Annotated in this window: 8 protein-coding genes; 4 read left to right on the top strand and 4 right to left on the bottom strand. The window is 44.5% G+C overall.

From position 1 onward, the window contains the following. Window positions 1-556: 556 nt before the first annotated feature. Complete coding sequence (locus IM509_RS19240) at window positions 557-904, bottom strand: DUF4359 domain-containing protein (protein ID WP_002762448.1); 348 nt, start codon at window positions 902-904, stop codon at window positions 557-559. 75 nt (window positions 905-979) lie between these two features. After that, complete coding sequence (locus IM509_RS19245) at window positions 980-1,159, bottom strand: hypothetical protein (RefSeq protein ID WP_002738058.1); 180 nt, start codon at window positions 1,157-1,159, stop codon at window positions 980-982. 293 nt (window positions 1,160-1,452) lie between these two features. Between IM509_RS19245 and IM509_RS19250 the strand changes: the two genes are divergently transcribed. The 4 genes from IM509_RS19250 (at window position 1,453) to IM509_RS19265 (ending at window position 9,171) form a co-directional block, all read left to right on the top strand. After that, window positions 1,453-2,586 (top strand): glycosyltransferase, encoded by a 1,134-nt coding sequence (locus IM509_RS19250; protein ID WP_185238062.1) that lies wholly within the window; start codon window positions 1,453-1,455, stop codon window positions 2,584-2,586. A gap of 300 nt (window positions 2,587-2,886) precedes the next feature. Then, window positions 2,887-4,086 carry a proton extrusion protein PcxA gene (locus IM509_RS19255; RefSeq protein ID WP_072926291.1) on the top strand — a complete coding sequence of 400 codons (1,200 nt, stop codon included), beginning with the start codon at window positions 2,887-2,889 and terminating at the stop codon, window positions 4,084-4,086. A gap of 6 nt (window positions 4,087-4,092) precedes the next feature. After that, window positions 4,093-7,395 carry an efflux RND transporter permease subunit gene (locus IM509_RS19260; protein WP_072926293.1) on the top strand — a complete coding sequence of 1,101 codons (3,303 nt, stop codon included), beginning with the start codon at window positions 4,093-4,095 and terminating at the stop codon, window positions 7,393-7,395. A gap of 210 nt (window positions 7,396-7,605) precedes the next feature. Then, window positions 7,606-9,171, top strand: a complete 1,566-nt coding sequence (locus tag IM509_RS19265; RefSeq protein WP_185238063.1) for a cation:proton antiporter — start codon at window positions 7,606-7,608, stop codon at window positions 9,169-9,171. An 18-nt stretch (window positions 9,172-9,189) separates the two neighbouring features. Here IM509_RS19265 and IM509_RS19270 read toward each other — a convergent pair whose 3' ends face one another. Together IM509_RS19270 and IM509_RS19275 are read right to left on the bottom strand one after the other, a co-directional pair. Next, window positions 9,190-9,939, bottom strand: coding sequence for an amino acid ABC transporter ATP-binding protein (locus IM509_RS19270; RefSeq protein ID WP_002762440.1), 750 nt, complete (start codon window positions 9,937-9,939; stop codon window positions 9,190-9,192). A gap of 12 nt (window positions 9,940-9,951) precedes the next feature. Further along, window positions 9,952-10,401: a DUF29 domain-containing protein gene (locus IM509_RS19275; RefSeq protein ID WP_185238064.1), complete on the bottom strand. Its 450-nt coding sequence runs from the start codon at window positions 10,399-10,401 to the stop codon at window positions 9,952-9,954. Window positions 10,402-10,759 lie beyond the last annotated feature (358 nt).

The following is a 10,759-nucleotide window of genomic DNA, read 5'->3' on the forward strand; positions in this document are numbered from 1 at the left end:
GAAATGGGGCGAAAGTCTGTGGACTCTGTGTAAGACAGTACATGGTTTTTTAACTGTGGTATGCGACGGTGGTGGAAGCAGAAACTTAAATCGTGAGGTTTAGGAATCGCCGCACTTTTAGGGCGGCGAGGATGTCAACTTAACTCATTAAACCTCTTGCATAATTAGGGTCTGCTGAAAAAGTTTTTCGTGGGGACAGGGTGTGGGGTGTGGGGTGTGGGGTGTGGGGTGTAGGGTGTGGGGTGTAGGGTGTGGGGTGTAGGGTGTGGGGTGTGGGGTGTGGGGTTTTACCAGTTTTGAGGGGGCCAAGTACCTAATTTTCAGGGAAAAAGTCCAGGGATTTTCCCCCGATCACTCCTATATCCAGTACTTTTTGATTGACAAAAGGTCTAAAAGTCTTACCCAACAAGGTTTTAAGATTTATTCAGCCAGCCCTAAATAGACCATTTAACTGATTATTATTCCTTCTTAATTCTCCTGACTACTGACTCCTAACCCTAACAACAATTTTTGATTTTTACAAGAGGTCTATTATTTAAGCTGGCAGTAATCTCACCTAAGTCTCCGAGAAAGTCAAGAAATGCCCAAAAGCGCCAAGAGTTCTAATTTTAGCTACCCCCGGTACTTCTGTGGTGTAAATACTGAACACACCTAGATTTTGCCGTTGACTAGAGGTTTCGATCGCTGGTTTTAAGATTTGATTTTTGATCACATTTCTGGCTGCCACCGGCAAAGAATCGATCGAGCCACAGAGACTGATTTTCTCGCAAGCGATTTTGTCGGCATGAGCGAGGAGTTTTTCGGCGGCGTATTCGCTGTAAAGTTCTTGGGGGGGATTGGTAAATCCCATAATCCCCGCTATTACCCCCAGGGCGATCGCTCCCTTGAAGAAATTACCCCCCATAGCTACTTAGCTCCTTGATTTTGTCTTCTCACTCTAATTTTGACAAGACATTTTCGATCTGGCTAGGGGGCAGTGTTAATTTCTTAAACCAATACCGGGTGCATAGCACTCTAGTACATTTCCTGTGAGACTGCAACTAACTAACAGATAATCACAGTGAGAACAGGCGGTGCTAACGAGATGGTGTTCTAAAATATGCTGTCTTTCGGCAAAATTTCCACAATTAGGACAGCGCACTTGTTGCAGGGTGATCATAGCAAACCTCATTAATTAGTTATCTTTTGTATGTAAAGCTAGTTTTTCTTGATCCCAATCGGTTTAAGTCTATTTTTTCCTTGATCCCCATTATGAACTCGATCATCTGATCTGGCTAGTAATTTTTACTAAACTTTGCAATTTTTCTTGAAAAATTTAATAATTTCTTCCTAGGGGTTTTTACCGTGATCTGATATGTGTCGGTAATTTTGGCGAAGAGAAAGCCGGAAAGTGAACTCTTAAACTGCTGATCCCTTACTGCTATAATTACGGCTGAGATTATTGATTATCCTATGAAGTATGCTCTGGTTCACGAGTGGTTAACCCCAAAAGCGACGGGGGGATCGGAATTAGTGGTTAGGGAGATTTTACAATGTCTAGAGGCGGATTTATACGCTTTGATCGATTTTGAGTCCACTAATCCCGATAGTTATCTCTATGGTCGCTCGATCGGGACAACTTTTCTGCAAAATTTCCCGAAAGCGAGAAATGGCGTACAAAAATACTTACCTTTTCTTCCCTTGGCGATCGAGCAGTTAAATTTAGAGGATTATGATGTAATTTTATCCTCCTCCCATTGTGTGGCTAAAGGGGTTTTAATTCGACCGGATCAGGTTCACATTTGTTATTGTCACACTCCGATGCGTTATGCTTGGGATTTAACTTTTGACTATCTGGCTAATAGTAGGTTAGGACAGGGATTACCCGGTATTTTCACCCGTTATCTTTTGCATGGTTTGCGTCAGTGGGATGTGATTTCTGCTAATCGTGTGGACTATTTTTTGGCTAATTCCCACCACACCGCTAGACGAATTTGGCGCTGTTATCGACGGGAGGCAAAAGTTATTTATCCTCCCGTACAAATCGAGCGTTTTCCCTACCAAGAGAAAAAAGAAGATTTTTATTTAGTAGTTTCTCGTTTGGTTAGTTATAAAAAAGTCCCTTTAATTGTGGAAGCATTTAATCGATTGGGATTACCCTTAATAGTTATTGGAGATGGTCCACAGATGGCTTTAATTCGTCAGTTAGCAAGGGATAATATTCAGATTTTAGGGGCAGTGTCCGATCAAATGGTAGCAGAATATATGTCGAAAGCAAAAGCGTTTATTTATGCTGCCTGTGAGGATTTTGGTATTGCTTTAGTGGAAGCGCAAGCTTGTGGCACTCCCGTGATTGCATTTGCCGCCGGAGGTGCTTTAGAAACCGTGCGGGAGCTGCGGGAAAATTCTCCCCAGGGAACAGGATTACTTTTTGGGGAACAAAATCCCCAATCTTTGGTAGAAGCAGTTAAATATTTTGTGGATCAGGGTGATAGAATTGCTCCAGAAAGTTGTCGGCAACAGGCTAATAGATTTACCCCTGAAATCTTTCAAAGTAACTATAGTTTATTTGTTGAGGAGCATTCAATATCTAAAAGTTATTGCTAAGTTTAATTAGATCAGTTATCCTAAGGGGGAGCTAGGAAGTTTTCGTTTTAGGGAGTCAGTCATCGGTCGTCAATAACCAATTAGATTATACAATATTTTGATGAGAAACGCTGTAAAAGAGGGGGAATGCAATTCGCCCCTACAATATTTTGATGAGAAACGGTGTATTTCGGCAATGGTAGGGGTGTATCACCTGCGCTCAAAATGTAATATTATGGATATTTCTCGAAAGTAGATATCTAGCCAACGCTGATAGCTTACCGTGGTGATTGTGATGACAGAAAAGCGAGGATTATAGCCGTGCCTTGGAATCGAGTTAATCAATGGGTAGAAAGACGCTCTTTAGGGTCCCTAGAATCAGCTTATCAGAGAGCGTTGAAAATTAAAGCGATCGAAGATCAACATTTTGGGGGACAAAAAATTTCCCCGGCTGCCGTGGGAGGAAAAAGTGTTTATGATTACTTTCAAAGTACCCTAGAGCGAGAATTATTACAGATACGTTTCGATTTAACTCAAGTGCGTCTGGGTAATTTTATCAATCCGCAAACTAACCCAGAAAATAATAACATCCTAGAGACTTTAAAAGCGATCGAGGATATTATCGGTAAATATCGCCTAGATTTAGGGGAATTGCTGCCCCCATTACCGAATAATCAAACCCCAAATCTGCCTAATACCAATCTCACCAGTGATAAACCCAGGGATAAAGATAACCAGATAATTTCTCCTGCAACCAGTAATAAATTTTTTAACTTCCAGCAAGAATTAACCCCCGAATACGAACAAACTGTCATCAAACAACTCCGTACCCTGCGACAGCAGCAACGTATTGCTATTCGTTTTATCCTGATTATTATTTTAGTTCCTCTCTCGGTGCAGGTTATTAGTAGAAACTTTATTTTTAGCCCTGTTCTAAACTATTTTGGTGTGGATAGAGCGAAAATATCAGAAGTTTATATTTCTCAGGAAATTGGCGAAAAATATCTCCAAGAATTTGCTCGACTTCAAGAAATACAAGAAATCAAGCACGTTTTAGGAGTAGCAAAAGTAGGGCAAGAATCAGAAGAAACCTTTCGGGAACAGGTGCAAGAATTATTCAGAGAAGCGGGTTATGAAAGTCAAGATGGTTGGAAAAACTTACTCTCCGATATTACTGGATTAATAGCCTTTATTGCGATCTTAATTTTTGGTCGTCAACAATTGGCGATTACGCGGGCTTATGTTAGTCGTTATTTTCTCAGCTTAAATGATATCACCAAAGCCTTTATCTTTATCCTCTTTACCGATATATTTGTCGGGTTTCACTCGGCGGAAGGTTGGACGGTAATCTTAGAAACTTTGTTCCGGCACTTTGGTTGGCGCGAGAATATTACATTTATCAGCTTGTTTGTGGCCACTGTTCCCGTTATCCTAGATACCATCTTTAAACTATTAATATTTAATTATCTGACTCGTAAATCTCCCACTGCCGCAACTATCCTAGAAAAAATGAACCAGTAACGCCCTATGATCCTTAGTATTGCCGATACTTTCATTAAAAGACCCGTTTTGACCACAGTTTGCTCGATTTTAATCGTTTTGATCGGTGCGATCGCTATTCCCTTTTTACCCCTAGAAAAACTGCCGCAGTTGGCATTTATTCAGGTAGCGGTGAATGCCAACTATTTGGGAACCGATGCCAAAACCGTACAGGATAACGTTACCACGGTACTCGATCGCCAGATTAACGGGACAGAACAGATTGTTTATATGCAGTCCCAGAGTACCAACACCGGACAAAGTACGGTGAATGTCTTTTTCCCGGTGGAAATGGATCGTAACATTGCCCAAGTCTTGGTACAAAACCGTGTCAGTACCGCGGCCGCTAGTTTACCGGAAGAAGTGAACCGGCAGGGGGTGACAACCAATACCCAATCCCCCAGCGTTACCCTTGCCTACGGGATTTCCGCCAAACCGGACGAAAAGGGCAATTATCCCTACGATACGGTCTTTTTAAGTAACTTTGTTGATCGAGTCATCGATGCCGAGATTCGCCGGATCGAGGGGGTTGGTAGTACAACCATCATCGGGGAGAGGGAATACGCCCTGCGTTTTTGGCTTAATCCCGATGCTTTAGCCGCTAGGGGTGTATCGGCGGACGAAGTAGTACAAGCAATCCGAGAACAGAATATTCAGGTGGGTGCGGGGACAATTGGCGGTGATCCTAGTCCCGAAGATCAGGAATTCCAGATCGCCATTCGCGCCGTTGGTAGGGTTGCCACCGGGGAGGAAGCGGAAAATATTGTCGTCAAAGTCGGGGAAAATGGCGATTTAATCCGAATTAAAGACGTGGGACGGGCAGAAATCGGAGCCGAAAACTACAGTACCGCCGCCTATTTCGACAAATCCCCCGCCGTTGTCTATATCGTCTATCAGTTGCCCGGTTCCAACGCTTGGAATACTGCCAAACTGGTAAAAGAGAAAATGGCGGAACTAGAACCAAGTTTCCCCCCGGGGTTAAATATCGCCATTACCCTCGATAATACCGCCTTTGTCGCCGCCTCCCTGGAAGAAGCCGTTGGCACTCTGGTGGAGGCGATTTTACTGGTTATTCTAGTCATTTTTATCTTCCTTCAGGATTGGCGCACCACGATCATTCCGGCGATCGCTATTCCCGTATCTTTGATCGGAACCATGGCCGTCGCCCTCGCTTTAGGCTATTCTCTCAATAATCTCTCCTTGTTTGCCGTCATTCTAGCCACCGGGTTAGTGGTGGACGACGGGATCGTGGTTGTAGAGGCGGTATCGGAAAAATTACGACAGGGAATGCGGCCATTTCAAGCTGCCCTTGATGCCATGGGGGAGTTAACCTCGGCGGTAATTGCCAGTTCTCTTGTACTATTTGCGGTTTTTATTCCCGTCACCTTCTTCCCGGGTACGGTGGGGATCGTTTATCGACAATTTGCCGTTATCATCTCCGCTTCAATTCTGATCTCCACCTTTAACGCCCTCAGTTTTTCCCCCACCATGTCGGCGATTATCATGAAACCGCCCCAAGGCACCCGCGGACCCTTGGGACTGTTTTTCGAGGGCTTTAATCGGGGTTTCAACGCAGTTAAAGAAGGTTATCGACGCTTGATCGAATTTCTGATCCGAGTTCGGTTTCTGGTTTTACCCTTCTTTATCGCCGCCCTCTTTCTCACAGCTTGGAGTTATAGCACCACTCCCCAGGGTTTTATCCCCGAAGAAGACCAAGGTTATGCCTTCGTTTTGGTGCAAGCACCCCCCGGGGTTTCCCTGCGCTACACCGACCGGGTTATCCGTCAGATTAACGAAGAAATTCTCGCCGGTATCGAAGAAGTGGAACACTTTGTCGGTATGGCGGGCTTTAGTTTTGCCGGAAGTGGCAGCAACCAAGGGCTATTTTTTGTCAAGTTAAAAGAATGGTCGGAGCGGACTGGGGAAGATAAGTCAGTTTTCGGCATTCTCAGGAAAATTAACCGAGAATTAGCCACTAAAGTCCGAGATGCTCGCGCTTTCGCCGTTAATGCGCCCCCTGTAGATGGATTAAGTTCTACTGGCGGTTTCGAGTTATTTATCCAAAACCGCGCTTCTTTCCCCATGGACGCTTTGATTGCCAACGCTAATAACGTCATGGCTGAGGCCCGAACAAGACCGGAATTATCGGGAATTTTCACCCAATTTACCACCGACACGCCGATGCTGGAACTTTCCATCAATCGCAACCAGCTACAGGCCCAAAACGTCGATATGCAGTCCGTTTTCGGTACCCTGCAAACCTATCTCGGTTCCAACTTCGTCAACCAATTCGTCCTAGGCGATCGCTTGTATCGAGTCTTTGCCCAAGCAGAAGCGGATTATCGTTCTAATCCCGAAGATATTAACCGTCTTTACGTCCGTTCCCGTACCGGGGCCAATATTCCCCTATCGGGTTTAGTTAGCGTCAAACGCTTCACCTATCCACCGATTATCACTAACTTTAACCTCTATCCCTCGATTAACGTTCAGGGTAATCCCGCTCCCGGTTTTAGTACGGGACAGGCGATCGCAGTGATGGAAGATGTTTGTCGGAAAGTCCTGCAGCCCGGTTTCGGTTACGCTTGGACGGGTACAGCTTTCCAAGAAAAAACTTCCGCCGGGGCTGCCCCAGTAATCTTCGGATTAGCCTTTATCGTGGTTTTCCTTGTCCTTGCGGCCCAGTACGAAAGCTACATTGACCCGATTATCATCATGATTACCGTTCCCCTAGCGATCCTGGGTGCCATGGGGGCTATACTGTTGCGGGCGAATTTCCTACAAGTGGGTAGTCTCTTCCCGACGGTGAATAATAATATCTATGCTCAGGTGGCTTTGGTCATGTTAATCGGTTTAGCGGCAAAAAATGCGATTTTAATCGTGGAATTCGCTAACCAGTCCCGTACTTTGGGTTTAAGTATTCCCGATGCGGCGGCCCGGGCCTCGACGGAACGCTTAAGACCAATTCTGATGACGGCTATTTCCGGTTTAGTCGGTTTCTTGCCCTTGGTTATCGCTTCCGGCGCCGGAGCGATGAGTCGTTGGTCCCTGGGAACTGCAATCCTAGGCGGTTATCTGATTTCGACGGTGTTGAGTTTATTTCTTGTCCCAGTGTTGTATGTGCTGATTAAACAGTTCGAGGCCCGATTCCTCTCCTCGAAACCCCCGAAAAGTGGCGGTTCTGGCAATAGTAAAACTCCCTCTCTGGGTGGGGAAAGGAATACATCAGAAACCCCGATAGAAGAAGGGGCCATTTCCTCTTTGAAAATCTCTCCTCAGTCTGGGAATGACTAGGGTGTTAGATTTTGGGGTTTTGGGGTTTTGGGGTTTTGGGGTTTTAGGGTATTAGTTGAAATTCCCCCACCTCCCCACTTTCCCCCCGCAACGCGCACGAAGTGGTCTCCCCACTTTCCCCATCACCCCACTTCCCCATCACCCCACTTCCCCATCACCCCACCTCCCCACACCCCACACCCCACACCCCACACCCATCTCTGATAACTAATGACCCTAGAATCTACTGCTAACGAGGCGATCGCTCATAATTTAGAGCAATTCCTGCTAGTTTTGACCATTTCCTTGAGTGTCGCCACTTTATCGAGAACCGTTGCCTTCCTCCGCAAAATTCCCTACACCCTGCTGTTAGTTATTGTCGGTATGGGTTTAGCTTTTTTAGATTTGCGTCTAGTTAATCTTTCCCCGGAATTAATTCTGGAAATTTTTCTGCCTCCCCTCCTTTTTGAAGCCGCTTGGAATATTCCTTGGGCTAAATTAAAGGAATATTGGGTTACTATCGTCCTTTTTGCCGTTATCGGGGTAATTATCTCCGTTTTGGGAGTCGCCTATCCCCTACATATCTTTGCTAATTTACCCCTATCGATCGCGTTTCTGTTGGGGGCTGCCCTAGCTGCCACCGATCCCGTCTCTGTGATTGCCCTATTTAAAGAATTGGGGGCCAGTAAAAAACTGACGATCCTGATGGAAGGGGAAAGTCTCTTTAATGATGGGGTCGCTGTGGTCGCTTTCGTCCTCTTGGTGGGGATTCCCTTGGGAGTCGATACCTTTTCCGTCCCCGTGACGATCGCTCGTTTCTGCACCTTTGTGGGGATTGGGATCGGTGTCGGTTGCGTGATCGGTTTCGGCATTTCCTACCTTACCCAACGCTTCGATTTGCCTTTTGTGGAACAGTCTCTGACTCTAGTTTCTGCATACGGAACCTATCTCGTCACGGAAAAATTAGGCGGATCCGGTGTGATTGGGGTGGTAATTGTCGGGATTATTCTCGGTAATCTCGGTTCCCGCATTGGGATGAGTCCCCGCACCCGCTTGGTAGTTAGCGAATTTTGGGAATTTATCGCCTTTTTTGTCAATTCCATCATCTTTTTACTGATCGGCGATCAAACCCGTTTTGAGAGTCTTGGTAGTCACTTAACCGGGATTTTAATAGCGATCGCCGCTATGGTGGTTTCCCGTTTGCTGTCCATTTTTGGACTAGGGGGAATTAGTAACCTAATTACGGGCAATAGGATCAGTTTTAAGGAAAGAACGGTGTTATGGTGGGGAGGATTGCGCGGTTCGGTTTCGATCGCCCTAGCGTTAAGTGTTCCTACGTCTATCCCCTACCGTCAAGAAATTATTGACGTGGTTTTTGGGGTGGTTTTATTTACTTTATTGGTGCAAGGATTATCTATACAATGGCTGTTAAATGCCCTCAATCTTATCGGTGATCAACCGATTCGGAGCGAATATTCGGCCCTAATTGCTCGTCAAATTGCTTTAACTAGGGTGTCTAATTATCTGCAACAACCAGAACGTTTTCCCGATATCGATCCCGAATTTTATCGCGACAAAAAAACTCTAGTGGAAGGACAATTAAAGTCCTTGGGGGATCAGTTGCAAAAATTACTAGAGGAACACCCACAATTAAAAGATGTGGTGGCCGAACAATTTCAAGATACTTTACTCGATATCGAAGCTAATACCTACGCAGAATTAATTCGATCCGGTCGTTTAAATGAAAATCTCGTTCCCCTTTTAGTGGAGGTAGAAGAAGAAAAAGAGATGGTTTAATGATCAAGTCATGGAAAATCAAAGAATTTTTGCTAAAAATTGCTGAGTTCGATCGGATTGGGGATGATTAAAAAATTCTGCTGGGGGGGCAATTTCCAAAATTAAACCCTGATCCATAAATACCACTCGATCGGCCACTTCTCGCGCGAATCCTACCTCGTGGGTGACACAAACCATGGTCATCCCGGATTTGGCTAAACTTTGCATCGTTTCCAAGACTTCTCGCACCATTTCCGGATCTAAAGCTGAGGTGGGTTCATCGAATAACATCACCTTCGGCTGCATGGCCAAAGCGCGAACAATTGCCACCCGCTGCTGTTGTCCTCCCGATAACTGAGGGGGATATTTAAGCGCTTGTTCGAGAATACCAACTTTTTCGAGGAGTTTTCTGGCTATTTCCTCCGCTTGCGCTTTTTTCCAACCGCGCACCCACATCGGTCCGAGGGTGACATTATCTAATACCGTCAGATGGGGAAAGAGGTTAAATTGTTGAAAAACCATCCCGACTTCCTGACGGATTGCCTCGATATTTTTGAGGTTGTGGGAAACAGTTATTCCGTCAATAATAATGCGGCCTTTTTGATAGGATTCTAACCCGTTAAAAGTGCGGATAAAGGTGGATTTTCCCGAACCAGACGGTCCCATAATCACGACAACTTCCTGTTTATTAACGGTGAGATTGACTCCCCGCAAAGCATGAAAGCGGTTATCGTACCATTTTTCCACAGCTTCGGCAATTATAATCGGTTCACTGTTGTGAGAGTCCATATTTTTGAGAGTTTATTGATTATCTGTATCGGGAAACCACTGTTTCTCAAGAATTTGTCTCAGAGAGTAGGGACAAATTATCGGTAAATTTTTTAATCCTGTCTTTTTTTCGGCAATTAAGCGAGCGTTTTCATAGATATTGTCTAACTCTAGTTCTAGAAATTTGCTTAAATTGGTGGTGAGCTTATCTTCTAATTGTACTCGAAAAGTGATCATCTCTGCCGTCCAATGATTACTATTTCTTTCTCTTTCTGTTGTCCAAAATTGATAGAGTAGCAGCTGGATTATTATTTGCAAACTTAAACTTTTAACAGCAGTTTTTTCGCTCCGTCCTAAAGTTGCCAACTCCTCGATCAAATGTTCGTAATCTAACTGATCTAACTGACGATTTTTTAATAACTCGATCGTCTCGCTTAACCAGCGATCATACTCCCGTTCATAAAGCTGTTCTAAAGCAAGCATTGTCTTTGATCAAATGGGGACATTATTAAAAATAACCCGTTCCTAGAAATGATAGCATAAAAGATGCGGTTGATTAGTGTAAATATTTTTTATTTAGTTTTAAACGGAGATATTTCCGCATAATTAACTGATTTTATCGAATTTATTCATATTTACACCGAATAAACACCTGAATTGATTGAGGCAATAATCCTGACTGTACCCGAAGAAGTTGGGTTCTTCGGTTTTTGTTATGCAATGGACGGGGGTTATAAGGGATGGAACCCTTATATAGAAAGGCATTTGGCGATTTTTGTCAATTATTTTTGATCTAGAGCGAACTAATCAATTAAGTCTCTTGCCAGATAAGGATTTAGTC

This window comes from Microcystis sp. M31BS1 (genome assembly GCF_020245285.1).
GTDB lineage: Bacteria > Cyanobacteriota > Cyanobacteriia > Cyanobacteriales > Microcystaceae > Microcystis > Microcystis panniformis.

What these genes read in the sequence shown, in the direction of transcription:
- IM509_RS19240 (WP_002762448.1), bottom strand. Translation starts at nt 904, where the DNA reads ATGGGGGGTAATTTCTTCAAGGGAGCGATCGCCCTGGGGGTAATAGCG.
- IM509_RS19245 (WP_002738058.1), bottom strand. Translation starts at nt 1,159, where the DNA reads ATGATCACCCTGCAACAAGTGCGCTGTCCTAATTGTGGAAATTTTGCC.
- IM509_RS19250 (WP_185238062.1), top strand. Translation starts at nt 1,453, where the DNA reads ATGAAGTATGCTCTGGTTCACGAGTGGTTAACCCCAAAAGCGACGGGG.
- IM509_RS19260 (WP_072926293.1), top strand. Translation starts at nt 4,093, where the DNA reads ATGATCCTTAGTATTGCCGATACTTTCATTAAAAGACCCGTTTTGACC.
- IM509_RS19265 (WP_185238063.1), top strand. Translation starts at nt 7,606, where the DNA reads ATGACCCTAGAATCTACTGCTAACGAGGCGATCGCTCATAATTTAGAG.
- IM509_RS19270 (WP_002762440.1), bottom strand. Translation starts at nt 9,939, where the DNA reads ATGGACTCTCACAACAGTGAACCGATTATAATTGCCGAAGCTGTGGAA.
- IM509_RS19275 (WP_185238064.1), bottom strand. Translation starts at nt 10,401, where the DNA reads ATGCTTGCTTTAGAACAGCTTTATGAACGGGAGTATGATCGCTGGTTA.